The sequence below is a fragment of the Anaerotruncus sp. G3(2012) genome, assembly GCF_000403395.2.
Lineage (GTDB): Bacteria > Bacillota > Clostridia > Oscillospirales > Ruminococcaceae > Anaerotruncus.
The window spans coordinates 296,171-320,807 of the sequence record NZ_KE159675.1 but is presented as its reverse complement, the minus strand read 5'-3'; the positions used below and the strand labels follow the sequence as shown (position 1 = coordinate 320,807).

The 24,637-nt window shown below is 55.8% G+C and carries 22 protein-coding genes, 1 tRNA gene and 1 pseudogene; 21 read left to right on the top strand and 3 right to left on the bottom strand.

Annotated features, from left to right (window positions below; translation table 11 throughout):
• The coding region (locus tag C814_RS24970) for an IS5 family transposase (protein WP_016316587.1) at positions 1-170 on the bottom strand (170 nt) is incomplete at its 3' end.
• A 229-nt stretch (positions 171-399) separates the two neighbouring features.
• On the opposite strand from C814_RS24970, the gene C814_RS16775 reads away from it, so the two are divergent.
• The 12 genes and pseudogenes from C814_RS16775 (at position 400) to C814_RS16720 (ending at position 10,925) form a co-directional block, all read left to right on the top strand.
• A complete protein-coding gene (locus C814_RS16775; protein ID WP_016316586.1) occupies positions 400-1,299 on the top strand; it encodes an IS3 family transposase in 900 nt (299 codons plus the stop codon).
• 128 nt (positions 1,300-1,427) lie between these two features.
• Entirely contained in the window at positions 1,428-1,997 is a 570-nt protein-coding gene (locus C814_RS16770) for a hypothetical protein (protein WP_016316585.1), read from the top strand.
• Positions 1,998-2,079: 82 nt separating this feature from the next.
• On the top strand, positions 2,080-2,334 hold the full coding sequence (gene mobC / locus C814_RS16765; protein WP_051142473.1) for a plasmid mobilization relaxosome protein MobC: 255 nt from the start codon (positions 2,080-2,082) through the stop codon (positions 2,332-2,334).
• A gap of 64 nt (positions 2,335-2,398) precedes the next feature.
• Positions 2,399-3,802: pseudogene (locus C814_RS16760) on the top strand (relaxase/mobilization nuclease domain-containing protein).
• A 390-nt stretch (positions 3,803-4,192) separates the two neighbouring features.
• Positions 4,193-4,999: a phosphate ABC transporter substrate-binding protein gene (locus tag C814_RS16755; RefSeq protein ID WP_016316581.1), complete on the top strand. Its 807-nt coding sequence runs from the start codon at positions 4,193-4,195 to the stop codon at positions 4,997-4,999.
• A 2-nt stretch (positions 5,000-5,001) separates the two neighbouring features.
• Entirely contained in the window at positions 5,002-5,871 is an 870-nt protein-coding gene (gene pstC / locus C814_RS16750) for a phosphate ABC transporter permease subunit PstC (RefSeq protein ID WP_016316580.1), read from the top strand.
• 2 nt (positions 5,872-5,873) lie between these two features.
• Positions 5,874-6,731, top strand: a complete 858-nt coding sequence (pstA, locus tag C814_RS16745; RefSeq protein ID WP_016316579.1) for a phosphate ABC transporter permease PstA — start codon at positions 5,874-5,876, stop codon at positions 6,729-6,731.
• Positions 6,728-7,483, top strand: coding sequence for a phosphate ABC transporter ATP-binding protein PstB (gene pstB / locus C814_RS16740; RefSeq protein ID WP_016316578.1), 756 nt, complete (start codon positions 6,728-6,730; stop codon positions 7,481-7,483). The genes pstA and pstB overlap by 4 nt, the downstream gene beginning before the upstream one ends.
• Complete coding sequence (phoU, locus tag C814_RS16735) at positions 7,483-8,139, top strand: phosphate signaling complex protein PhoU (protein WP_016316577.1); 657 nt, start codon at positions 7,483-7,485, stop codon at positions 8,137-8,139. Before pstB ends, phoU begins: the two co-directional genes overlap by 1 nt.
• Positions 8,136-8,810: a response regulator transcription factor gene (locus C814_RS16730; protein WP_016316576.1), complete on the top strand. Its 675-nt coding sequence runs from the start codon at positions 8,136-8,138 to the stop codon at positions 8,808-8,810. The genes phoU and C814_RS16730 overlap by 4 nt, the downstream gene beginning before the upstream one ends.
• Positions 8,807-10,501 (top strand): sensor histidine kinase, encoded by a 1,695-nt coding sequence (locus C814_RS16725; protein ID WP_016316575.1) that lies wholly within the window; start codon positions 8,807-8,809, stop codon positions 10,499-10,501. The genes C814_RS16730 and C814_RS16725 overlap by 4 nt, the downstream gene beginning before the upstream one ends.
• Positions 10,502-10,565: 64 nt before the next feature.
• Positions 10,566-10,925: a DUF4368 domain-containing protein gene (locus C814_RS16720; protein WP_022788488.1), complete on the top strand. Its 360-nt coding sequence runs from the start codon at positions 10,566-10,568 to the stop codon at positions 10,923-10,925.
• Between the two features lie 123 nt (positions 10,926-11,048).
• On the opposite strand, the gene C814_RS16715 is transcribed toward C814_RS16720, so the two are convergent.
• Both C814_RS16715 and rny read right to left on the bottom strand, forming a co-directional pair.
• A tRNA-Leu gene (locus C814_RS16715) sits at positions 11,049-11,135 on the bottom strand.
• Between the two features lie 301 nt (positions 11,136-11,436).
• Positions 11,437-12,993, bottom strand: a complete 1,557-nt coding sequence (gene rny / locus C814_RS16710) for a ribonuclease Y (RefSeq protein ID WP_016316573.1) — start codon at positions 12,991-12,993, stop codon at positions 11,437-11,439.
• A 568-nt stretch (positions 12,994-13,561) separates the two neighbouring features.
• Here rny and thrS point away from each other — a divergent pair.
• From thrS to C814_RS24625, 9 genes are all read left to right on the top strand, one after another.
• Positions 13,562-15,463: a threonine--tRNA ligase gene (gene thrS / locus C814_RS16705; RefSeq protein WP_016316572.1), complete on the top strand. Its 1,902-nt coding sequence runs from the start codon at positions 13,562-13,564 to the stop codon at positions 15,461-15,463.
• Positions 15,464-15,879: 416 nt separating this feature from the next.
• Positions 15,880-16,221, top strand: coding sequence for a hypothetical protein (locus C814_RS16700; protein ID WP_016316571.1), 342 nt, complete (start codon positions 15,880-15,882; stop codon positions 16,219-16,221).
• A 384-nt stretch (positions 16,222-16,605) separates the two neighbouring features.
• Positions 16,606-18,489, top strand: coding sequence for a peptidoglycan DD-metalloendopeptidase family protein (locus C814_RS16695; protein WP_016316570.1), 1,884 nt, complete (start codon positions 16,606-16,608; stop codon positions 18,487-18,489).
• 37 nt (positions 18,490-18,526) lie between these two features.
• A complete protein-coding gene (locus C814_RS23790; protein ID WP_155846411.1) occupies positions 18,527-18,901 on the top strand; it encodes a hypothetical protein in 375 nt (124 codons plus the stop codon).
• Positions 18,902-19,017: 116 nt separating this feature from the next.
• Positions 19,018-20,301 carry a UDP-N-acetylglucosamine 1-carboxyvinyltransferase gene (locus tag C814_RS16690; RefSeq protein ID WP_016316569.1) on the top strand — a complete coding sequence of 428 codons (1,284 nt, stop codon included), beginning with the start codon at positions 19,018-19,020 and terminating at the stop codon, positions 20,299-20,301.
• A 1-nt stretch (position 20,302) separates the two neighbouring features.
• Complete coding sequence (locus C814_RS16685) at positions 20,303-21,097, top strand: MBL fold metallo-hydrolase (protein WP_016316568.1); 795 nt, start codon at positions 20,303-20,305, stop codon at positions 21,095-21,097.
• Positions 21,094-21,576: a 23S rRNA (pseudouridine(1915)-N(3))-methyltransferase RlmH gene (gene rlmH / locus C814_RS16680; protein ID WP_016316567.1), complete on the top strand. Its 483-nt coding sequence runs from the start codon at positions 21,094-21,096 to the stop codon at positions 21,574-21,576. Before C814_RS16685 ends, rlmH begins: the two co-directional genes overlap by 4 nt.
• A gap of 205 nt (positions 21,577-21,781) precedes the next feature.
• On the top strand, positions 21,782-23,527 hold the full coding sequence (locus C814_RS16675; protein WP_016316566.1) for an Hsp70 family protein: 1,746 nt from the start codon (positions 21,782-21,784) through the stop codon (positions 23,525-23,527).
• A 3-nt stretch (positions 23,528-23,530) separates the two neighbouring features.
• Positions 23,531-24,589 (top strand): J domain-containing protein, encoded by a 1,059-nt coding sequence (locus C814_RS24625; protein WP_016316565.1) that lies wholly within the window; start codon positions 23,531-23,533, stop codon positions 24,587-24,589.
• Positions 24,590-24,637 lie beyond the last annotated feature (48 nt).

Sequence of the window (24,637 nt, the reverse complement as noted above, 5' to 3'; positions counted from 1 at the left end):
TAGATCACGTGCCAATCTCCGTATTCTTTGGGCAGGCTCCTCCATTTGCACCCATTTTCCATTACGTACAGCGCCGCATTCAATACATCCAGATTGCTGATTTTTGCTGGTTTCCGCTGTTTCGGAAAGCACTCTGCGATTTGTTCGTATTGTTCTTTCTTCAGTTCCATTCCTTTATTATAGCATATCTTTATTTGTGTGAACAGACCCTAAGAAATATCAGGCCATGGGGATAGCCGGGCTGGAAGATCGCCGCGGCCATAGGACAGCACAGCAAACACCTCGTACACCGGAAGAGGAGCTGCGGGTACGGAATGCCCAACTGGAGCGAGAGATATATTTGCTGAAAATGGAGAATGACCTGTTAAAAAAAGTGAAGGAATTAGAGAGGGGGAAGGATTGAGGCAATTTCGCAATGAGCGGCAATACGAAGCGATCCGCCAGTGTTCCGAGGAACGGGGGTATCCGATAGAAACGTTGTGCCAAATCCTCCATGTTTCCAGAGCCGGTTATTACCAGTGGCATGCGGGAAAACTCAGCCCCCGTGCGGCGGAAAACAAACGCATTGCAGAGCAAGTAGAGGAAATCCACGGGTCAAGTCCAGACAAGGGCTACCGACGCATCCGAGACGATCTGGCACGTTATTACGATACATCGGTAAATGACAAGCGGGTCCGCCGCATCTGTCAGAGTCTGGGGATTAAATCCACCATCAAGTACGCCAGACACAGCTGTACACGATCCGTCTCAGACCCAAAGCATACGGCGGAAAATATTCTCAACCGTCGATTCCATGCAGACAGGCCCAATGAGAAATGGCTGACGGATGTGACCGAGTTCAAGTATTATGTTGGTCCAGTGGTACATAAGGTCTATCTCAGTGCTATCCTGGACCTGTATGACCGTAGAATCGTTGCGGCAGTCATTCGGGACGCAAATGACAACGCTCTGGTATATGAGACCCTTGACAAAGCCGTAACTGACAATCCGGACGCACACCCGCTGTTCCATAGCGACAGGGGCTTCCAATATACAACGCAGGTGTTCCACGACAAGCTGGCTGCGGCTGGCATGACCCAAAGTATGTCCCGGGTGGGCAAGTGTATTGATAATGGTCCGATGGAGGGGTTCTGGGGCATCCTCAAGAGGGAACGCTATTATGGGCGGCGTTTCACCAGTCGAGAGGAACTGGTCTGGATGATTGAGGACTACATCGCTTATTACAATTCCAGGCGACTCCAGCGCGGCCTTGGCGTACTCACACCTTTTGAGAAGCATGAACTGGCTATGGCGGCATAACCAGACCTTGCAAAATCTGTTTGGATGCCATCGGCGGACAAATAAATTTTGCAAGGTGCCACAGTGCTACAGCACTGTGAATTTTCAATGAATTATTTCACTGTCTACTTGACGGGGAGCAGTTCAAAATGTCGGTCACGTTGAGATCATTCGCCCAGGATACCGCCGACAAGCTGGGCGTATCGTCCCGGACGGTAGAGCGGACTGTCCAGATGATGAACGGTCTGACGGAAGATACACGGGAAGTTTTTCGCCATTTTCCCAATTATAAGCTCAACCAGAGCAATGCGATGAAGCTCTCGCGTATGGAACCCGACAAGCAGAAAACCGCCGCTATTTTGCTGGCTTCCGGTCAGATTCGATCTGCGGACGATTATCAGCCCATGGAGGTACGCGCCGCTCCGGGACATGCGAAATCGTCCCGGCAGCAAAAAGCTGAGTTTTTGGAGAGTATCGCGGAATTGAAGGACCCTACCAAAGATTGCAGACAGTCGCCGGAAGCCTTTGTTCTGGAATACAGTGCCTTTATTGAAAGAGTTCAGCGAGGTGTGGAGAGTTTCCATCTGCCCAATTATGAGGAAGTGCTTCCCAATCTTTCACAGGAACAGCTTCACACTTTGATGGGTTTGACTGATTCCTGCCGCAAAACACTGGAGGACTATCTCAGCTTTGTTAAGGAGGCCTGCGCCAATATCTGAATGCGCCAAAGGCAAAAGCGGCGGCATCTATTTCAAAGTTACGGACGAGGAACGGAGGTTGATTGAGCAGAGGATGGCTCTGATGGGCATTCATAATATGAGTGCCTATATTCGTAAGATGTGTATTGACGGCTACATTGTCCAATTGCAAATCAAGGAACTGGACGAGTGTGCCAAGCTCCTGCGGTATACCTCCAACAATGTGAACCAGATCGCCCGCCGGGTCAACTCCGGCGGCGGTGTCTATCCCGACGAAGTGGATGAAATCTGCGGCAAGCTGACGGAGGTCAGCGGCCTGTTCGGCAGCATATTGGAACAACTATCGAAAATCAAATGACAGTCTGGTGGTGGGCGAAGATTTTTCGTCCACCATCATTTTCTTTTGAGGAGAGGTTTTGAAAATGGCAACAACACGCCTGATGCCCCTGCACAGTGGCAAGGGCCGGACCGTGGCCGAAGCCCTGGGCCGGGTGACGGACTATGTTGAAAATCCTGAGAAAACCAACGGCGGCGATTTGGTCACGGCCTACCACTGTAACCCGTCTATCGCTGACCAGGAGTTTCTATTTTCCAAACGGCAGTATGCCGCCATTACCGGCAGGGAACGGAAGGACAATGATGTGATCGCCTATCATCTGCGGCAGTCCTTCAAGCCGGGGGAGATTACACCGGAACTGGCGAACAAGATAGGCTATGATCTCGCTATGTCGCTGACCAAGGGCAATCATGCTTTTATCGTCTGCACCCATGTTGACAAGCACCACATTCACTCGCATATCGTGTTCAACTCGACCGCCATAGACTGCACCAGGAAATTCCGGAACTTCTGGCGCTCCTCATTCACAGTTCGGAGAATCTCCGATATGATGTGCCTGGAAAATGGGCTGTCGGTGATTGCGGAGCCGAAGCCCAGCCGGGGTAGTTACGGTACATGGCTGGGGGAGAGTAAGCCACCTACCATCCGGGGACAGTTGGAGCGGATGATCGACACCGCCCTCGGTCAAGGCTGTAAGGATTTTGACAGCTTCCTCGCCGATATAAAAGCGATGGGCGTGGAGGTAAAGCGGGGTAAGCAGCTGGCGTTCAAAATTCCCCACGGCAAGAGGTTCGTGCGCTGTGATTCCCTCCGCGCGGACTACTCCGAAGCGGCGATCATGGAGCGCATTTTCGGTAAGCGGATCGTCACTCCCAGAGCAAAGGCGGCGGCGCAGTCTAAGCCTAATTTGCTGATCGACATTCAAGCAAAAATGCAGAAAATCAACTCTCCCGGATTCGAGCGGTGGGCGAAAATTTTCAATCTCAAGGAGATGGCAAAGACAATTATATACTTGCAGGAAAACGGGCTGACTGACCTCAGAGAATTGGAGAAAGTCTGCGATGCGGCGGTCCAGAAATTCAATGATTTATCTGACCAGTCGAAAGCTACCAGCGTAAGAATGAAGGACATTTCCGAACTGCAAAAGCACATCGGCGCTTAGGGCAAAACACGAGAGATTTACGCGCAATATCGGAAATTGACGGGCAGGAAAAGAGAAAATTTTTATGAACAGCATAGCAGTGAAATCACGGCCTGTCAAGCGGCGAAACGGTACTCCAATTCACTCGGTTTGAAAAAGCTGCCCTCCATGCAATCACTGAAACAGGAGTATGCCGTGTTGCAGGCTGAGAAGAAAAAACGGTATCCAGAGTACAGGCAGGCGAAGGAAAAAATGATAGAACTGCTCACGGCCAAAAACAATGTGGAGCGGATTTTGGGCCTGACGGAGAAAGAGAAAAATCGTGACCGCCAGCAGAAGGCGCGGTGATGATTTTTTCTCTCCCTGCATAATGGGGCCCCCGCGCAAGCCCAGCGAAGCGGGTTGCGTGGGGAAAGGAGGGACAACGAAATGAAGCGGATGCCCGCCGTCAGGCGGGCGCAGCGGAGTGGAGTTTGTCCCGACGCGCAGACGCCGAAGGCGGCTTAAAAGGACCGGCGCAACTGCGCCGGTCCTTACGGGGGCTTGGGGGCGTCAGCCACCAACAAGCGAGTGCCGGTATATACCGGCGCATTGCTTGCCACTACCACTACGCCACTACCACTACGCCACTACCACTACGATCAATTTTACACTAACTTTACAATACTTGTCTTTTGACTTTTACACAGCGGCAGTATTCTTCTCTCGTACCCAAAAGTCGAAAGGAGATATTTGAACATGAAAAAATCAGCAAGTCTTGTGCTGGCCGCTGTGCTAGCTCTGTCGGTTATGGCGGGATGTTCACAGAAAACGTCCGGCACCGTCACCACCGACGGCTCCACCTCCATGGAAAAGGTAATCGGCGCGTTAGGCGAGGCATTCGAGGCGCAGAATAAAAATGTGACTTTTACCTACAACCCCACTGGCTCCGGCTCCGGCATCCAGGCGGTTTTGGAGGGGCGCTGCGACATCGGCCTCAGCAGCCGCGACCTGAAAACGGATGAATCCGCCCAGGGGCTGACCGGGACGGTGCTGGCCTATGACGGCATTGCGGTAATCGTCAACCCCGACAATCCCGTTTCTGATCTCGATGTAGATACCATCGCCAAAATATATACCGGCGAGATCACCAACTGGAAGGACATCGGCGGACAGGATGCGGAGATCGTCCTGATTGGCCGGGAAGCCGGCAGCGGCACCAGGGACGGCTTTGAATCCATCACCGGCACAGCAGACAACTGCCAGTACCGCCAGGAGCTGACCTCCACCGGCGATGTGATTACCGCCGTGTCCCAGAACCCGGACGCCATCGGCTACGCCTCCCTCGCCTCCGTCAAGGACACCGTGCGGGCCCTTACAGTAGGCGGCGTAGCACCCACAGAGGATGCGGTGAAGGACGGCAGCTATGTCATTCAGCGGCCCTTTGTCCTGGTCACCAAGACGGACACGCCCCTTTCGGAGCAAGCGCAAAAGTTCTTCGACTTCGCAACCTCCCCTGATGCGGCGGAGCTGATCTCTGGCGCGGGCGCTGTGGCGGCAAATTGACTATGCGTAGCAGAAAACAACTGGCGGAAAACGCCGTCCACGGGATATTTCTGATGCTCGGACTGGTCACAGTGGGCTGTGTCCTGCTGATTACGGCCTATCTGGTGGCCTCCGGCATCCCTGCCATCCGGCAGATCGGGCTTGTGCCCTTTCTACTGGGTGACACCTGGGAATCTACCGCCGCACAGCCCTCATACGGTATCCTCCCGTTCATTCTCACCAGCATTTACGGCACAGCGGGCGCTATCCTGTTCGGTGTCCCGGTAGGATTTTTCGCGGCGGTTTATCTGGCGAAGCTGGCTCCAACCCAAGTAAAATCCATCGTTGAGGCCGCTGTCAGCCTCCTGGCGGGTATTCCATCTGTGGTCTACGGTCTGGTGGGGATGCTGGTGCTTGTGCCGGGTACCCGGGCGCTGTTCCATGTGCCGGACGGGGCCAGCCTGCTGGCGGCAATCATCGTCCTGTCGGTCATGATTCTGCCCTCCATCATCAAAGTATCCATTACCGCGCTGGAGGCAGTACCGAAAGAGTACGAGGACGCATCCCTGGCCCTCGGCGCGACCTCGATAGAAACCTATTTTCGGGTATCCGTCCCTGCGGCGCGAAGCGGCATCGCGGCGGCGGTGGTGCTGGGAGTAGGCCGGGCCATCGGGGAGGCTATGGCGGTGATGATGGTATCCGGCAACGCAGCGAATATGCCCTCACTGTTTGAAAGCGTCCGATTTCTTACCACGGCGGTATCCAGCGAAATGTCCTATTCCAGCGGCCTACAGAGGCAGGCGCTGTTTTCCATCGCCCTGGTGCTGTTTCTGTTCATCATGCTGATCAACGCCGTGTTGAATTTCTTCCTCAAGGGGCAAAAGGAGGGCTGATTATGCTGGACAGACCAATCTCCCCATCCCGGAGGGCCTATATCGGTGTAATGGGGCTGCTGTGCGCCCTGTCGGTGCTGCTGGTGTGCGCTCTGGCGTTGTTCCTCATAGGCTATGTGCTGGCTGCGGGCCTCCCCAACCTGTCCTGGGAGCTGCTGACCACCAAACCCAGCTACCTGTCGGACACCATCGGTATCCTGCCGGACATTTTGAACACCATCTACATCATCCTTGCCGCCCTGCTGATCGTCCTGCCTTTGGGGGCAGGGGCGGCGGTCTATCTGACCGAGTACGCCGCAAATAAGCGTCTGGTGTCTGTCATCGAGTACGCGGCGGAAACCCTCTCCGGCATCCCGTCCATCATCTACGGCCTTGTGGGGATGCTGGTATTTACCGGAGTGTTCGGGACTTCCCTGCTGGCCGGTGCGCTGACCCTGGTGATGATGAACCTGCCAACTGTCATGAGAACGACCCAAGAGAGTTTGAGGACGGTTCCGCAAAGTTACCGGGAGGGGGCCTTTGGCCTGGGGGCCGGGAAGTGGCGGGTCATCCGCACGGTGGTACTGCCCGGATGTGCGGACGGCATCATCACCGGCTGCATCCTGTCGGTGGGGCGCATTTTGGGTGAATCGGCGGCGCTGCTGTTTACAGCGGGCTTCGCCCATGCGCTGAACGGCTTTTTTACCGGCCTGACCAGTCCGGGGGCCACCCTCACCGTGGCGCTGTACGTCTACGCAAAAGAGCAGGGAGAATTTGGCGTGGCATTTGCCATCGCCGCGATCCTGATGCTCCTGACGCTGGCGGTCAACCTGACTGCCGCCCTGGTGGGCCGCTGCTTCAAGAAAAGGAGGGCGCTATGAACAACGCAATTACCGCAAAAAATCTATGCCTGTGGTATGGCAGTACCCAGGCGTTGAAAAATATCAATATCCAAATCCCAGAAAAAAACATCACCGCCCTGATCGGCCCTTCCGGCTGCGGAAAGTCAACCTTTCTGAAAACGCTGAACCGCATGAATGATCTGATCCCCGGCGTCAGGATTACCGGGGAGGTGCAGTATCAGGATACGGACATTTTTGCCCCCGGCCTGGATGTGAACGCTCTGCGTAAGGAAATCGGCATGGTGTTCCAGAAGCCCAACCCCTTCCCCATGAGCATCTATGATAACATCGCCTACGGCCCCCGCACGCACGGCGTCAAAAACAAAGCCAAGCTGGATGAACTTGTGGAGCAGTCCCTCCGGGGGGCGGCCATTTGGGACGAGGTGAAAGACCGGCTGAAAAAGAACGCCCTGGGACTGTCCGGGGGCCAGCAGCAGCGGCTTTGCATCGCCCGCGCCCTGGCCGTGGAGCCGAAGGTGCTGCTGATGGACGAACCCACCAGCGCCCTGGACCCTATTTCCACCTCTAAAATTGAGGAGCTTGCAATGCAGCTGAAAGAGCGGTACACTATTGTTATCGTGACCCACAACATGCAGCAGGCGGTGCGTATTTCCGACCGCACAGCGTTCTTCCTCTTGGGAGAGCTGATCGAGTATGACGAAACGGAAAAGCTGTTCTCTCAACCGGAGGATCAGCGGACCGAGGACTATATCACAGGGAGGTTTGGGTGATGCGGAGCAGATTTGACAGCCAGCTCGCCCTTCTGAATACGGAGCTGATCCAGATGGGCGCGCTGTGCGAGGAGGCCATCTCCAAGGCGGCGAAGGCGTTGGAGAATGGTGACAGCACGTTGGCGGAACAGGTCAAGCCATTGGAGGGCGGGATCGACCAGATGGAGCGGGATATTGAAACGCTGTGTCTGAAACTGCTGCTCCAGCAGCAGCCGGTGGCCCGCGACCTGCGGCAAATCTCCGCCGCCATGAAGATCATCACAGATATGGAGCGCATCGGAGATCAGGCCGCCGACATCGCGGAGATCATCCTGGCGATGCTGGCCCAGGGATATGTGCCGGAGGATGTGGGCCATATTCGGGAAATGGCGGCGGAGGTCATCAGGATGGTTACGGAAAGCGTGGATTCCTACGTCCAGAAGGATACGGTCCGGGCCAGGCTGGTGATTGCCCACGACGACATTGTGGATCAATGCTTTGACCGGGTAAAACAGGTGCTGATTGGGAACATCGCGGCAAATCCCGCCTGCGGCGGACACGCCCTTGATCTGCTGATGATCGACAAGTATCTGGAGCGCATTGGAGATCACGCGGTCAATATCGCGGAATGGGTGATTTTTGCCGTGACCGGGGAACACAAAGGAGAAGCGCTATGATTTGGTGTGTAGAGGACGATGCCAGCATTCGGGATATTGAGCTTTACACCCTGCGCTCCACCGGCTTTGAGGCCAGAGGCTTTGAGGACGGCGGAGCGTTCCTGGCGGCGCTGGAAACAGAGCGGCCGGAGCTTGTCATTCTGGATGTTATGCTGCCGGGAATGGACGGCGTGGAGCTGCTGCGGCGAATGAAAGCGGCGGCGCATCTTGCGAATATCCCAATCATCATGGCCACCGCCAAGGGCGCGGAGTACGACAAAATTCAAAGCCTGGATCTGGGCGCGGACGATTACCTGGTGAAACCCTTCGGCATGATGGAAATGGTATCGAGAGTAAAAGCCGTCCTGCGCCGCTGCCGTCCCACCCCCGCAGCAAAGCAGCTGACAGCCGGTGGTCTGACGGTCGATCTGGAAGAACGGACAGTTACCGCAGACGGAGCGCGTATTTTGCTCACCTACAAAGAATTTGAACTGCTTCGCCTGTTCCTCTCCCGCCCCGGCGTTGCGTTCACCAGGGAACAGCTTTTATCCGACATTTGGGGCGTGGATTACACCGGGGAAACCCGGACGGTTGATATGCACATCAAAACGCTCCGGCAGAAGCTGGGGGACTATGGCAGGATGATTGAAACGGTGCGGCATATCGGCTACCGGTTGGAGGCAAAGGCATGACAAAGAAAATCTTCCGTTCGATCCTGCTGGCGGCGGTTTCCGTTCTCCTGGCAAGCCTGGTGATCATCATGGGCTGTCTGTATGACTATTACAGAAACGTCCAGGAGAAACAACTGCGGGATGAACTCCGTCTGGCCTCCTATGGAGTAGAGGCGGACGGCTTGGATTACCTGGAGCAGTTGGCTTCCCCCTATCGATTCCCATCCACAGCAGATTTTCGTCTGACCTGGATCGCCGCTGACGGCGAAGTGCTGTTTGATACCCACGTCCCGGCGGCGGAGATGGAAAACCACGCGGGCCGGGCGGAGGTAAAAGAGGCCCTGGCCGAAGGTGAAAGCGGCGGGGTTCGCTATTCCGAGACATTGACCGAGCGGACGCTGTACTATGCACAGCGGCTGACGGATGGAACCGTCCTGCGTATTTCCATCAGCCAGTTGACGGTGTTTGCCCTGGCGATGGGGATGCTTCAGCCGATTTTGCTGACTGCAATCCTGGCGGTCATTCTCTCCGCGCTGCTGGCCCGCCGGATGGCAAAGCGCATTGTTGCACCGCTGAACCGTCTGGATTTGGATAAGCCTTTGGAAAACGACGCCTATGAGGAATTATCTCCTCTCCTGGGACGCATCCACCAGCAGCACAGGCAGATCGAGGCGCAGCTCCGGGAATTGAGAAGGAAAACCGAGGAATTTGAGCAGATCACAGAAAACATGAGTGAGGGGCTTGTTCTGCTGGATGGGAAAGGCGTCGTTTTGAGCATTAATCCCGCTGCGAGGATGATCTTCCGTGCAGGCGGCTCCTGCGTTGGACAGGAATTTCTTGTGATAGACCGTGACCATACAATCAATCTTGCTATTCAGACCGCGCTGGAAGGGGGACATAGCGAAGTCCGCGCTGTGCGAAATGACCGGGAGTACCAATTTGACATCAGCCGGATCACAGTGGACGGACTTACAGCGGGAACGGTGCTGCTGGCCTTTGATGTGACAGAACAGGCCGCCGCAGAACGCAGCCGCCGGGAGTTTACCGCCAACGTGTCCCATGAATTGAAAACGCCCCTGCAATCCATCATGGGCAGCGCCGAGCTGTTAGAGAACGGCCTTGTCAAGCAGGAGGATCTTCCGCAGTTCGTGGGCGTGATCCGCACAGAGGCGGCGCGGCTGGTAACGTTGGTGGAGGACATTATTCACTTGTCGCAGCTGGACGAGGGAACCGCGCCGGAAAAGGAACAGGTGAACCTTTTGGAACTGGCGGACAGTGCGGTATCCGCTTTGCGGGAGCGGGCGGAGGAGCGGCATATTTCCCTGTCCGCGACTGGCGAAAGCGCCAAGATAAGCGGAGTGCGGGGCTTCTTGTATGAAATGCTCTATAATCTGATTGATAATGCCATCAAATACAATATAGACGGCGGAAAGGTAGAGGTTGCTGTTTCAGCAGGCGATACCGCCATAACTGTTTCCGTAAAAGATACTGGGATCGGAATTCCACCGGAGTATCAGGCCAGGGTGTTTGAGCGGTTTTTCCGAGTGGACAAAAGCCGCTCCAAGGCCTCCGGCGGCACCGGTTTGGGGCTGTCGATTGTCAAGCATATCGCGCAGTATCATCACGCAGAAATCAGACTGCAAAGCGGAATTGGAAGAAGCGGAACCAATATTGAAGTCTTATTTGGCTTGAGTAAAGTGGGAGATTCTTGAAACTTTCCCTTGACAAAAGCTCTCTGAGGACAATGTGTCCGGCAAGCTGACGGATGAGCGTTTTATGAAGATGTCCCAGCGATATGATGAAGAACAGCAGCAGCTCAAAAAGGATATTGAGGAATTGCAGCGCCAGTGTGACAGGGAAAACGACCGGGCCTTCTGCAAGGAACAGTTTTTGAAAGCGGTGCGGAAGTTCATGGAGATGAAAACGCTGACGCCCACCATTCTGCATGAGCTTGTGGAGCGTATCGACGTGTACCAGACCAAAGGTAGGGGAAAGAACAGGACACAGCGCATCGTGATCCACTATAATTTCATCGGCGTCCTGGATTTGCCGGAGGTAGAGGAATACCCGGAGAACGTGGTGCTGGACAGCCGCCAGGGTGTGGCGATTGAGTATCTTGTTGGCAAGGCCGGGTAAAGAAAACGGAGCGGCCCGAAAGCCGCTCCACCGGGGCAGACCGCCCCATAGAAATAGCAAAGGAACAGCCTTTCGACTGTTCCTTTACATACGAGTGTTCAGTTGCGTTATGAACACTCGGCATGGTGCGGGTAACAGGACTTGAACCTGCACAGCCTTGCGACCATTAGAACCTGAATCTAACGCGTCTGCCAATTCCGCCATACCCGCGAATCAATTTCGATTGTGTGGTTATTATAGCGTATCCATTTGTAAATGTCAAGCATTTTCAGAAATTTTCCCATCATAAAAATGTGAAACAAATTTCAATCAGGGGAAAATCCTTGCCTCACGCTTTTTTATCCACTGTCAGCGGCCAACAGGTTACAGAGATCCGAAAAAACACTTCCCAAACGATCCTCCGCGGAACAGCTGCGAAACCCAAAAATCGTTTGGGAGTGTCCTTGCTGAAGCAGCTTATAAAATAAGAAAACGGCATAGCGCACATGCTATGCCGTTTCCAATCAGACTGCTATTTCGCGTATTCGATCGCGCGGTTTTCCCGGATGCAGTGCACCTTGATCTGTCCCGGATAATCCAGCTCATTCTCGATCTTACGCACGATGTCGCGCGCCAGAATCGTCATCTGGTCGTCCGATACAACCTCAGGTTTCAGCATAATCCGTACCTCTCGTCCGGCCTGGATTGCAAAGCATTTATCCACGCCATCGAACGAATTGGCGATCTCCTCCAGCTTCTCGAGCCGCTTGATATAGTTTTCGAGATTCTCGCGGCGTGCACCCGGACGCGCTGCCGAAATCGCGTCCGCCGCCTGTACAAGGCAGGCGACAACCGTTTTCGGCTCAACATCGTTGTGATGGGCTTCGATCGCGTGGATGACCTCCCCGCTCTCCTTATACTTTCTGGCCAGATCGACACCGATCTGCACATGCGACCCTTCGATCTCGTGGGTCATCGACTTACCGATATCGTGGATCAAACCAGCGCGGCGCGCCTGAGTCTCATCCGCGCCCAGCTCCGCTGCCATCATGCCCGCGAGCTGGGAAACCTCGATCGAATGGCTAAGTACATTCTGCCCATAGCTGGAGCGGTAACGCATCCGGCCGAGCAGCTTGACCAGCTCGGGATGCATCCCGTGGATACCGCATTCCATAACCGCGCGCTCGCCATCCTGCTTGATTTTGCCTTCGATCTCCCGGCGCGCCTTCTCGACCGTCTCCTCAATCCGCGCCGGATGGATCCGGCCGTCCTGAATCAGCCGCTCGAGCGATATTCTTGCAACCTCACGCTTCACCGCGTCGTGGCTCGACAGGGTGATTGCCTCCGGGGTATCGTCAATAATCAGGTCAACACCGGTGAGCGTCTCAAGGGTGCGGATATTGCGCCCTTCACGCCCGATGATCCGGCCCTTCATCTCGTCGCTCGGCAGCGGCACGACCGAAACCGTGATCTCCGCCACATAATCCGCCGCGCACCGGCCGACCGCAGCCGAAATGATCTCCCGGGCGCGCTGGTCGGACTCATCCTTGAGCTGCGCCTCAAACTGTGAGATTTTCAGCGCTTTCTCGTGGGTCAGTTCCCCTTCGAGGTTTGCCAGCAGGTAGTTTTTCGCCTGATCCGAGGTAAACCCGGAAATTTTTTCGAGCATCTCGACCTGATGCGATTTGATCTCTTCAGCCTGTTGCAGCTTGAGGTCGGCCTCCCGGAGCTTGTTCTGGATGAGCTCCTCTTTCTTTTCGAGGTTGTCGAGCTTTTTGTCGACCGACTCCTCCTTCTGCTGGATCCGCCGCTCGAGACGGGAAACCTCCGACCGGCGCTCCTTCATTTCCTTTTCGTTGTCCTGCTTGAGCCTGTAGATCTCGTCTTTCGCTTCTACAATGACTTCTTTCTTTTTGCTTTCTGAAGTTTTGATTGCGTCGCTGATCAACTTTTTGGCCTCTTCCTCTGCGGAACCGAGGGTGGCTTCCGCAGATTTCTTCCGATATTCCACGCCCAGGAAAAAGGCGATGACCGCACCAATTAAAAACGCAGCAATAACACAGACTGCAAATGGGATGATGCCTACCATCAGAAATGATTACCTCCTTTATTCAATTATCAATGTCCGCAACCTGCACAAAGGCAGAGGATATATTTTCGGTGGCGCCTGTATGGTTTCCACAAAAAGATGAAAAGCTACAGCCGCCATAAAACATGATGCATGACACTCTATATTCTATATAGAAAACCGGGAAATGTCAAGAAATTTATCTATTGACAAGCCTTTCGGCTGGTGATAGTATAGGAGCTGTGAAAGGCAGCTTTCAGACGATGCTGTCTGACTGCATCATCCCGAACAGAGCGCAAAAGTGCGATGAAAGGGGACGTCCACCGCTTATCAATGCGTCACAGAGAGGCATGGCAGTCCGCTGTGAGCTGTGCCGGCGTATGGCTGGGAGACGACCGCCCCTTGAGCGTGTGCGATGAGCACAACGGCTGACCCCGTTACCGGTCTGCGAGCGGCAGGTTTTCTGCAATTCGGGTGGAACCGTGGAGTTTTTGACTTCATCCCGTGGTATACTCGGGATGGAGCTTTTTTCTTTTTCTGCGCATGTTCTGGAGCGCAATGGCAATTTTTCGGAAAGGGGAAACAAAAGATGAAAGTAACATTAAAAGGCGGCGTGGTCCGGGAGTACGATGCCGGCACAACGGCTGCGGAGGTTGCCAAAAGCCTGGGAGCCGGGCTTTACAAAGCGGCCTGTGCTGCAAAAGTAAACGGCGAGCTGGCAGACCTGCGGACCGTCCTGAATGAGGACTGCGAGCTGGCAATCCTCACCTTTGATGACCCGGACGGCAAAAAAGCCTTCTGGCACACCGCAGCGCATGTGCTCGCGCAGGCAGTCATGCGGCTGTATCCCAACACCAAATATACCATTGGGCCGGCGGTGGAAAACGGGTTCTATTACGATTTTGACGTTGAAAAACCGTTTACGACCGAGGACCTTGCCGCGATTGAAAAAGAGATGGCCAAGATCGTCAAGAGCGGCGTGGAGGTCAGCCGGTTCACCCTGCCGCTTAACGAGGCCAAACAGCTGATGAGCAGCCAGCCGTACAAGCTCGAGCTGATGGAGAAGCACGCGGCAGAAGGCGGTGAGCTGAGTTTCTACAAACAGGGGGATTTCACCGACCTCTGTGCAGGCCCGCACCTGATGACCGTTTCACCGCTCAAGGCGGTCAAGCTGCTCCAGAGCACCGGCGCCTACTGGCATGGCGACAGCAATCTCCCGATGCTCTGCCGGGTTTATGGCATCGCGTTCCCCAAGGCGGGCGAGCTGGACGCCTACCTGACCATGCTGGAGGAGGCCAAAAAGCGTGACCACCGCAAGCTCGGGCGGGAGCTGGACCTGTTCGACCTCTATGAGGAAGGCCCCGGTTTCCCCTTCTTCTTCCCGAAAGGGATGATCCTTCGCAACCAGCTCGAAGCCTACTGGCGCGCCGAGCATACCCGGTGCGGTTATCACGAGATCCGCACCCCGATGATCCTGAGCGAGGAGCTGTGGCACCGCTCGGGGCACTGGGATCATTACAAGGACAACATGTACACCACCAAAATCGACGACCGGGATTTTGCGATCAAACCGATGAACTGCCCGGGCGGAATGCTGGTCTACAAACGCCGGATGCACTCCTACCGTGACCTGCCGCAGCGGATGGCCGAGCTTGGCGTGGTGCACCGCCACGAGCTTTCGGGCGCGCTGCATGGCCTGATGCGGGTACGCTGCTTTACGCAGGACGACGCGCATATCTTTATGACGCCCGAGCAGATCGAAGAGGAAATCCTCGGGGTCATGGAGCTGATCGACAGCTTCTACAATGTCTTCGGGTTCGAGTATATGCTTGAGCTTTCGACCCGTCCGGAGGATTCGATGGGCACCGACGAACAGTGGGAGACCGCAACCAACGCGTTGACCGCTGCCCTGAAAAAGAACGGCAAGGAATATATCATCAACGAAGGGGACGGCGCCTTCTACGGGCCGAAGATCGACTTCCACCTCAAGGACTCGATCGGACGCACCTGGCAGTGCGGCACCATCCAGCTCGACTTCCAGATGCCCGAGCGGTTCGACCTGACCTACACCGGCAAGGACGGTGAAAAACACCGTCCGGTGATGATCCACCGGGTTGTGTTCGGAAGCATCGAACGGTTTATCGGTATCCTGACCGAACATTTCGCGGGCGCATTCCCGCTCTGGCTCGCCCCGGTGCAGGCCAAGCTGCTGCCGGTCACCGACGAGCACAACGCCTATGCCGAGCAGGTCGCGGAGAAATTTACCGCTGCGGGCCTGCGGGTCGAGGTGGACAACCGCAATGAGAAGGTCGGCTACCGGATCCGTGAGGCCCAGCTCCAGAAGGTCCCCTACATGCTGGTCATCGGCGAGAAGGAGATCGAAGCGGGCGGTGTGGCCGTACGTTCCCGCCGCGATGGGGATAAAGGCGTCCTGCCGGTGGATGAGTTCCTCAAACTCGCACTCGAAGAGATCGAAACCAAAGCACGATGAGATGGCAGAGGTCTGGTTTCAGACCAAACCTCCGGGCGCAGAGCGCTCTCCTCGAGATTCGTCCGCCTTCTGCCCCGGCCCGCAGGGCGGCAAGCGGGGACCTTTTGCAAAAGAAAAAGCCTTCTCCAATTGGCCTGGCGGCATAAGTCATGCCGAAGGTTGATTGGGATAGGAATTTTAGCATTCTCTTTCCAATTAAGTTTCTGAAGCCGGATTATTAGAACCTGTATTCATAATCAGAGGATGCCGGATGGGCGAGGGATTTTGCTGCCCTGCAAGGCGAAAAAACGCAGACAATACTTTGTGTATTGCAAGATTTTTCAACGCGGCAGGCCGGCAAAAGACCCGCTCAGACGGTGTCGAATGGTTGTGAATACGGGTTCTTACAATGGTCAAAAAGAAAGGAAGCGATTTTTATGGCAAAAGCAACATTTACAGCCAAGGAAGGCGAGCAGGTTTTTGCACAGAAGGTAGCAGCGGACTGCTGGCGCCAGCCCGCGGTCATCGGCAAACGGCAGATCAGCGGAAGAGCCTATTTCACCGACCAGCGGGTGGTTTTTCTGGCCAGCGGGCTGGTCGGGACCGACAAGGTCAGCTGGGAGATCGCATTGAGCGACATCCAAACCGTCTCCCCCTGCCTGACCCCGCCGTTCTTCCCGTTCGGCGTCAAAATGATCCTGAAAAACGGTGACACCTATCTTCTGGGAATCATAGGGCGCAACAAATACGTCCAATGGATTTCGGAGCATCTTTCCTGATATATCCTGTCCGCGCGGCCGTTGGAACGGCCGCGCGGTTGTATTTTAGGGATGCCGGCTGGTTTATACACAGGTTATTCACAAAATGATGAAATTATCGCCATATCTCTCGTCGCATCTACACAAATCCCCCTGTAAATTTGCCGCAACGCTATCCAAAACCGCTAAACTTACCCCTCGCATACTTGCTAAAACTGTGTTTTTAAGATATAATTATATTCGAGTGATCTGAAAAGGCGTCTGTTTGCAGTCCCGCCTTTTCGGAATCCGGCAGAGTCTTGACAGAACGACCTCTCACCCCCCTGCCTGACGATATGCGGCAGAGCCGGGACTTCAAATGGAACCGCGTAATCGGCGGAACAGGCTCGGAAGGAGTTGATGCGCTTGAAAAAAGAGAGGGACGATGAACGTTACACCGGCGAACCGGAAAGCCCGCAGGAGCCTGGGCAGCCGAATCGCACGAGTGAGGAGAATACCCCGGAAAAAGGGGATCAGATAGAGAAAAAACGCGGCAACCCGATCAAGCGGGCATACTATTATTGTGTGAACCGCATCTATCGGTATCTGTATTTTGTCGGCATCCAGCTTCTGCGTTCCACCAGAACCCGGCGGCGGCATCTTTCTGTGCGGCTCTCCGGCCTTGGAAGATGGTTCCAGGCCCGGTTCCTCCGGCTCCGAAAGGAAACCCGCATCCACCTGCGCAACCTGCGGCACGAGCTTACCAGCCCGATCCGCGACCTCAAGGAAAAACGCCGGCGCTTCCGCGTGGAACTGGAAAATGCCAGGAAGTTCAGCGGCGAGGCCGGCGTCTACCGCAGCTATCTGCGCATGGCAGGTCTGCTCCTCACCGGACTCTGGCGTGCAGCCGGCTTTGTCTTAAGCTATCTGGCGCCGCTCACCGCGCTCATCGCATTGGTACTTCTGCTCCAATTTTTCAGCGGGCTGACCCTTGCGCTCAACCTCGTTTATGATGGGCGCGATCTCGGCTATATCGCGGACGAATCGGTCTTTACCCAGGCCGAAAACGAGATGAAAGCCCGTATCGTCAACGAACAGTACATAAAACCGGAAGATATCATCCCCCGCTTCCAGATCACCATTCTGAAAAAGGGCGGCAGTTTTCTGAATCCGGACGACTATATCACCGAAGACGACCTTCTGGAGGTGGACGAGCTTACCAACCTGCTGATCCGGGCCTCGGGCAACGAGCTGGAGGAAGCGGTGGGGCTTTATGTAGAAAACCGGTTTGTCAGTGCGGTGATGGACGGAGATGCGCTGCTTGACTATCTGGACAGTATGCGGGAACAGTACCGCACCAACGATATGAGCCGGGATGCCGAGATCAGCTTTATGAAGAAGATTCAGGTCAAAAAAGGCCTTTACCCAGTCTCCTCGGTCAAGCCGTTTGAACAGCTTGTCGAGATCCTCAGCAGTGAGGAGGAAGGCGAAAAACGGTACACCGTTATTGCGGGGGATACCCCCATTATGATTGCGGCCAAAAACGGCATCACCTTCCGGGAGCTGAAACGGCTCAACCCCGAAGTAGATATCAAACTCTTCCCGGGCGACAGCCTGCTGATCTCCAATTCGGTTCCGTATCTGGGCGTAAAGGTGATCCAGACCGAAATCTATGAGGAGGAGGTCGGCTACAAGATTGAGCAGCGGACCAATCCCAACCAGAATATCGGCTGGACCAGAACGGTCCAGGCTGGCGAAGCTGGAAAGGCCCGCGTGGTCGAGCAGGTTACCCTTGTGGACGGCGTGGAAACCGAGCGCAAAGAGATCGACCGTACCGTCCTCCAGCCGGCAGTCCCGCAGATCATCGAGGTCGGCGGAAATCAGCCGCTGGCGTTCATCCCGCAGGCGTCCGACAAACCGACGCCCGCCGGCACCTGGGGCTGGCCGACCGTGGTCGCCCGCATCGGCACCGGCTACGGCGGATATTACGGCCATACCGGCTCCGACCTCACCTGGAGCGGCTGCTACGGCTCTCCGGTTCTGGCCTCCCAAGCAGGTACCGTCGTGGTTGTCCGCCAGAGGTACTACGGTTACGGCTTCCACGTTCGTATCGACCATGGCGGCGGCGTGCAGACCCTATACGCCCATATGAGCCGGATCGACGTCGTGCCCGGTCAGCAGGTCCAGAAGGGCCAGCAGATCGGTCTGATCGGAAGCACCGGAAACAGCAGCGGACCTCATCTGCACTTCGAAATCCTGATCGGCGGTACGCCGGTCAATGCGGCGCCCTACCTCTACGGGCAAAAATAAGAGCGTTTATCCCCCATCGGAAGGTCCCCGGTGGGGGATGCTTTTTGATAACGGATATCCAGATTCCAAACCGGATGTTCCGGCTCGGAAACCGGGCATTTGGGCTGGTGAAACAGCATTTTGTAAAATTCAGGGAACCCATGTCTGCGGTTTAGCGCAAAAAGCGCTTCAAAACTGGCTGCTAGCCGTTTTAAGGCCTGCTTTGGAAAAAATTCCTCCTATATTTTCATGGAAAAAGACAAAAAATTCCCTTTTAATTCGGCTGAGTTGGTGTTATAATAGATACAGAGAAAAACTGCTGTTTGTTTCCCACATGGTGCGCGGCAGAACAGTCACATCTGCTGTTTCTGATGTCTGGCACCGTATTTCAAGTTGTCTGGAAAGCTGTTCCAACGGCTTTTTCCTGCCCTGATTTCGATTTCACATTAACATCACCCGGAATCCGTAAAGTGCGGCTGCTGCCCGCGGCTGCGGATTCTGGTTTTGCCTCGGTATTATGTGAGGTAAAATATTGGAGGTTTCATAAACTTGGAAAAATATGTTGTTGAAGGCGGGACCCGTCTGAAAGGCGAGGTCATCATTAGCGGCGCAAAAAATGCTGCTGTTGCGATCATTCCGGCCACTGTTCTGGCGCAGGGCAAATGCGTCATTGAAAATATTCCCAATATCAGCGATATTTCTGTCCTTTTCAAAATCCTGCGCTCGTTGGGCGCACAGGTGCGGGTGCTCGACCGCACCACTGTCGAGATCGACACCACCTATATCGGTGAGCCGGTCGTCCCTTACGAGCTGGCGCGGTATATGCGCGCTTCTTACTATCTGCTTGGTGCGCTGCTCGGCCGGTGCAACCGCGCAAGCGTCTCGATGCCGGGCGGCTGCAACTTCGGTGTGCGCCCGATCGACCAGCATATGAAGGGGTTTGAATCGCTGGGGGCAAAGGTTTCGATCGACAGCGGCATGATCAACACCCAGGCCGACCTGCTGCTCGGCGGGCACATCTATTTCGATGTGGTTTCGGTTGGGGCCACCATCAACGTCATGCTCGCGGCGGTCAAGGCGAAGGGGATCACTGTGCTCGAGAACTGCGCCAAGGAACCGCACATTGTCGATCTGGCGAACTGCCTCAATTCGATGGGTGCGGATATCCGCGGCGCCGGCACCGACGTCATTAAAATCCATGGGGTAGACATCCTGCATGGAACCACCTATCCGATCATCCCCGACCAGATCGAGGCTGGGACCTATATGGTCGCGGCGGCAGCCACCGGTGGGGACGTGCTGGTGAAAAACGTGATCCCCAAACATCTCGAAGCGATCAGCCAAAAGCTGGAAAAGGCGGGGGCGACAGTGATCGAATACGATGATTCGATCCGCGTGATCCGCGAAGGCGCGCTGAACAAGGTCAATGTCAAAACCATGCCGCATCCCGGGTTTCCCACCGATATGCAGCCCCAGATGACCGCTTTGCTCTCGCTTGCGCATGGTACAAGCATTGTGACCGAAGGGGTCTGGGACAACCGTTTCCGGTATGTGGATGAACTGCGCCGGATGGGCGCGATGATCCAGGTGGATGGAAAGGTTGCCGTTGTGGAAGGGACTGCCGGCCTCACCGGCGCACCGGTACGCGCGGTCGATCTCCGGGCGGGCGCGGCCGTACTGATCGCCGCAATGGCCGCCAAAGGGGTCACCGAGATCGAGAACATCGAACATGTTGAGCGCGGCTATGAGGATATTGTCGGCAAGCTGAGTGCACTCGGGGCAAACATCCGGAAAGTGGTGATCCCCGACCACGTGCTGAAAGCGGTGCTTTGAGATGGCGCGGTTTTGTACGCTGTTCAGCGGTTCAAACGGCAACAGCACCTATATCAGCGGATCGGATACCGCCCTGCTGGTCGATGCAGGACGCTCCTGCAAACAGCTTATGAGCGCGATGGATGCGCGCGGGATCGACCCGAAGTCTATCCAGGCGATCCTCATCACCCATGAGCACACCGACCATGTGAGCGGCCTGCGGGTGTTTCTAAAAAAAATAAAAGTCCCGGTTTACGCGGCACGTGAAGTGCTCGACCGGCTCTGTTGGGATAACATCTTCTCCCCGGAGCAGCCGCTTTTTGCGGTTGAGGATGGTGCACGATTTCAGGTGGGTGCCCTCGAGATCGAGAGTTTTGATACCCCGCATGACAGCGTGCACAGCCTGGGCTACCGGATCTCCACCCCTGACGGCCGCAGGCTGACCGTCGCGACCGATCTTGGCTACATAAGCGATCCTGTGCGGGAACGTCTCACCGGGAGCGATCTCGTTCTGATCGAATCCAATTACGACCAGCGGATGTTAAGCGTCTCCGACTATCCGTATCAGCTCAAAAAAAGGATCGCCTCGAACATCGGGCACCTTTCAAATGAGGACTGTTCTGGCGAACTGTCCCGCTTGGTGCGCACCGGGACCACCCGTCTGGTTTTGGGGCATCTCTCACAAAACAACAATCTTCCCGAACTGGCCTACCAGACCGCGCAGTGTTCCCTCTCGATGAGCGGTATGCAGGAAGGCCGGGATTATCTGTTGCAGGTCGCGTCGCGTTCCGGCCCGTCCGAAATGGTGGTACTGTGATTTCCCTACAGATCATCGCGGTCGGGAAACTCAAAGACGCCTGGATGCGGGAGGGCTGCGCCGAATACTGCAAACGTCTGGGGATGTGGAGCAGCGTCTCGGTCGTTGAGGTGGAGGAGTACCGTCTGCCCGACCATCCCTCCCCCGCCCAGATCGCCGAATGCGTGGAAAAGGAAGGGGAACGCATCCTCGCCAAACTCCCGAAGGGCGCGTGTACGGTCGCCATGTGCATCGAGGGGAAGATGATGTCATCTGAACGGCTGGCGGCGTATCTGCAAAAAACAGCGGTCGATGGGGTTTCCACCTTCGCCTTGGTGATCGGCGGTTCCTATGGGCTTTCCGAGCGGGTCAAAGCGTCCGCTTCCCTGCGCCTTTCGATGTCTCCCATGACCTTCCCGCATCAGCTCGCGCGGGTCATGCTCCTGGAGCAGCTCTACCGGGCGCTTTCCATCAATGCCAACGCGAAATATCACAAATAGGCTCCGTCTTTCCGGGGCCTATTTTCCGTTTGCCGGGCATCCATAGCCCCAAAGCGCCTTCCTTGCAGCAAGCCGGAGACATTCCTCTGAAATCCGGATGTTTCCACGCCAGTTCCTGTTCTGCCATCTTGTTTTGACAGAGGGAAGTTGCTATAATGAGAAGAAAAGTCTTTTCGAACTTCAAAAGATAAATCAGGTGAGAAATATGGCAATTATCGGAATTGATCTCGGCACAACCAACAGTCTTGTCTCCGTCTGGAAGGACGGCAAAAGCGTTTTGATCCCCAATTCACTCGGCGGGTTCCTGACACCGAGCGTCGTCAGCGTGGATGAGGACGGTTCCATCCTCGTGGGGAACGTCGCGAAAGAGCGGCTGATCTCCCATCCTGAGCGGAGCGCTGCTTCGTTCAAACGTCTGATGGGGACTTCCCGGAAACAGAATCTCGGCGGGCAGCAGTTCAGCCCCGAGGAGCTTTCCTCGTTTGTACTGCGCCGCCTGAAAGAGGATGCACAGGCCTATCTGGGGGAACCAGTCACCGAAGCGGTCATCAGCGTCCCGGCCTATTTCAACGACAACCAGCGGTTCGCCACCAAGGCCGCCGCGCGTCTGGCCGGCCTGCACGCCGAACGTCTCATCAATGAACCTTCGGCGGCAGCATTGGCGAGCCGTTTGAACAATACCGAAAAAGACCAGAGTTTCCTGGTCTTCGACTTCGGCGGCGGCACCCTTGACGTTTCGGTGGTCGACTGTTTTGACAATGTGATCGAAATTTCAGCGGTCGCCGGGGACAACCACCTCGGCGGAAATGACTTCGACCAGGCCATCGCCCGCTATTTCTGCCAGGAAAACGGGATCGCCTTTGACCTGCTCCCGTCTGTCAGGCAGGCAGCACTGCTCAAACAGGCGGAACTTTGCAAGCAGGCGCTCACCGAACAGCCGCAGGTGCTGCTGTTCCAGGAGGAGCAGGAGCAGAAGCATTCCCTGCTCCTCACCCGGGAGCTGCTTGTGCGGATCGCCGCGCCGCTCTTCCAGCGGATGAACAAGGTGATTGCCCGCGCGCTTTCCGACAGCGGCCGCTCGATCCGCGAGATCGACGAGGTTCTGCTGGTGGGAGGCTCGTGCAGGATGCCGGTGGTGCGCGCCTATCTCTCCCATATCCTCGGCATCGAACCGGCGGAACTCGGCTCGCCCGATACGATCGTTGCGCAGGGAGTTGGGGTCTACGCCGGGATCAAGGCGCAGGATGGGGAAATCCGTGACATCATGATGACCGATGTCTGCCCGTTCACCCTTGGGATTGCCAGCTACAACGACGAAAAGGACACCCGGCCGCATATGTCCCCGATGATCGAGCGCAACAGCGTTCTGCCCACCAGTGTGGAGCACTCGTTCTACACGCTGAGCGACAACCAGAAGGCAATCACTGTGCGGGTCTACCAGGGGGAGGCTTACTATACCGAGGCCAACCTCAAGCTCGGTGAGCTTGAGGTTGAGGTCCCGCCTGCCCCCAGAGGACAGGAGAGTGTGCAGGTGCGGTTTTCGTACGATATCAACGGGATTCTGGAGGTCGATGTACATAACAAAACCAATGGGGTCCACAAAAGCAAGGTAATCCTTGGGGAGAACACCCGGCTTTCAGAGAAGGAACTGCAAAAGCGGCTGTCCGAGCTGCAAAAACTGAAAATCCACCCGATGGACCGGGAGGAAAACCGGCTGGTCGTCGCCCGGGGGGAGCGCCTGTTTTCCGAGGCGGGCAGCGAGCTGCGCGAGCGGGTAGGGGCGTATCTCGCCTATTTCCAGCGCGCGCTCGACAGCCAGTCCCCCAGCCTGATCCATCATGCGCGGGAACAGGCCAACCGGTTCTTTGACTCGGTTGAACGGTATCTGTTTGATCATCAGGTTTTTCCCGGTCGCGACTATGAACCGTTTGACGAGGACGAGGAGGACTGATGGATGAGCAACTGGGAGATTCTCGGCATCGAGCCGACCTATGATACGCGCGCGATCAAGCGTGCGTATGCGGCCCAATCCAAACTGCACCATCCTGAGACCGACCCCGAGGGGTTCCAGGCGCTCTATGGTGCCTATCAGTGGGCGCTCGAGCGTGCCAAAACCCGACAGCCCCAAGCCGATCAGCGTCAGATCAGCCGTTCCATGAACAAAGCGGTCACCAAATATGGCAGCGGTTCCAATCCGTCGTCCCGAAAGCCGCGCCCCCGGTTCCCGGCCTTCTCGGGCAGCGCGTTTGATGTGCCTGCCCCGGTACTGCCTGCTGCCCGGCATACAGACTCCGGGATTGATTTTGACGGGATTTTTGGTGAGGTGCAGGCAAAGCAGGAGGAGCAGGTCCGCAGCTGCGCTGCGCTTCAGACGTTCATGCAGATGTTTGGGGACCACAAGAAGCGGGACTCCCGCGGCTACTGGCAGGAATATTTTTTCTCGGATGTATTTTTAGGGATGCAGCACGACCCGCAGTTTATCGCCATGCTGGTCGATTTCCTCGAAACCCAGCGGGAGCTCCCCGCCTATCTGCTGCCCCGGCTGCTCTGCGTGGGGCTTTACACCGCATACAGCCTCGCCCCCGCACAGGCGCTGCCGGGCGGCATGGGCAGGATGCATCCGCTAGTGCGGCTGCTTGAATCCCAGCGGGATTCCGAGCAGATCCAGAAACAGCTCATGCAGGAGGAATTCCTCGCGCGGCAGGCAGCGTTCCGGATTTATAACCAATTGGTCGGGCTTTACCCGGACAGGCTGCAAAAAAGCGAATGGGAAAGCCTGCTGCGGTTCACCGATGCGCCCAACCTCCACGCCGGTTATACGGGAAAACGGATGGTCAAACGTCCGCCGGAATTCTTCGCCCTTCTGGCGTTTTTCGTAACCAGCCATCCCGACCTTCCGCAGGAGTTCCTTGCGTATCTCTACAAACTGTACCATTTTAAATATTTTGGACGTTCCAGTACAAAAGTGGATGCACGTCCGCTCTACCTCGCGCTTCAGGAGCGCCTGGAATAAACAGCCGCCGCCGGATTTCTCAACCGGCGGCGGTTTTCGATTTACAGG

What these genes read in the sequence shown, in the direction of transcription:
- C814_RS16770 (WP_016316585.1), top strand. Translation starts at nt 1,428, where the DNA reads ATGTCGGTCACGTTGAGATCATTCGCCCAGGATACCGCCGACAAGCTG.
- mobC (WP_051142473.1), top strand. Translation starts at nt 2,080, where the DNA reads ATGGGCATTCATAATATGAGTGCCTATATTCGTAAGATGTGTATTGAC.
- C814_RS16755 (WP_016316581.1), top strand. Translation starts at nt 4,193, where the DNA reads ATGAAAAAATCAGCAAGTCTTGTGCTGGCCGCTGTGCTAGCTCTGTCG.
- pstC (WP_016316580.1), top strand. Translation starts at nt 5,002, where the DNA reads ATGCGTAGCAGAAAACAACTGGCGGAAAACGCCGTCCACGGGATATTT.
- pstA (WP_016316579.1), top strand. Translation starts at nt 5,874, where the DNA reads ATGCTGGACAGACCAATCTCCCCATCCCGGAGGGCCTATATCGGTGTA.
- pstB (WP_016316578.1), top strand. Translation starts at nt 6,728, where the DNA reads ATGAACAACGCAATTACCGCAAAAAATCTATGCCTGTGGTATGGCAGT.
- phoU (WP_016316577.1), top strand. Translation starts at nt 7,483, where the DNA reads ATGCGGAGCAGATTTGACAGCCAGCTCGCCCTTCTGAATACGGAGCTG.
- C814_RS16730 (WP_016316576.1), top strand. Translation starts at nt 8,136, where the DNA reads ATGATTTGGTGTGTAGAGGACGATGCCAGCATTCGGGATATTGAGCTT.
- C814_RS16725 (WP_016316575.1), top strand. Translation starts at nt 8,807, where the DNA reads ATGACAAAGAAAATCTTCCGTTCGATCCTGCTGGCGGCGGTTTCCGTT.
- C814_RS16720 (WP_022788488.1), top strand. Translation starts at nt 10,566, where the DNA reads ATGAAGATGTCCCAGCGATATGATGAAGAACAGCAGCAGCTCAAAAAG.
- rny (WP_016316573.1), bottom strand. Translation starts at nt 12,993, where the DNA reads ATGGTAGGCATCATCCCATTTGCAGTCTGTGTTATTGCTGCGTTTTTA.
- thrS (WP_016316572.1), top strand. Translation starts at nt 13,562, where the DNA reads ATGAAAGTAACATTAAAAGGCGGCGTGGTCCGGGAGTACGATGCCGGC.
- C814_RS16700 (WP_016316571.1), top strand. Translation starts at nt 15,880, where the DNA reads ATGGCAAAAGCAACATTTACAGCCAAGGAAGGCGAGCAGGTTTTTGCA.
- C814_RS23790 (WP_155846411.1), top strand. Translation starts at nt 18,527, where the DNA reads ATGCTTTTTGATAACGGATATCCAGATTCCAAACCGGATGTTCCGGCT.
- C814_RS16685 (WP_016316568.1), top strand. Translation starts at nt 20,303, where the DNA reads ATGGCGCGGTTTTGTACGCTGTTCAGCGGTTCAAACGGCAACAGCACC.
- C814_RS16675 (WP_016316566.1), top strand. Translation starts at nt 21,782, where the DNA reads ATGGCAATTATCGGAATTGATCTCGGCACAACCAACAGTCTTGTCTCC.
- C814_RS24625 (WP_016316565.1), top strand. Translation starts at nt 23,531, where the DNA reads ATGAGCAACTGGGAGATTCTCGGCATCGAGCCGACCTATGATACGCGC.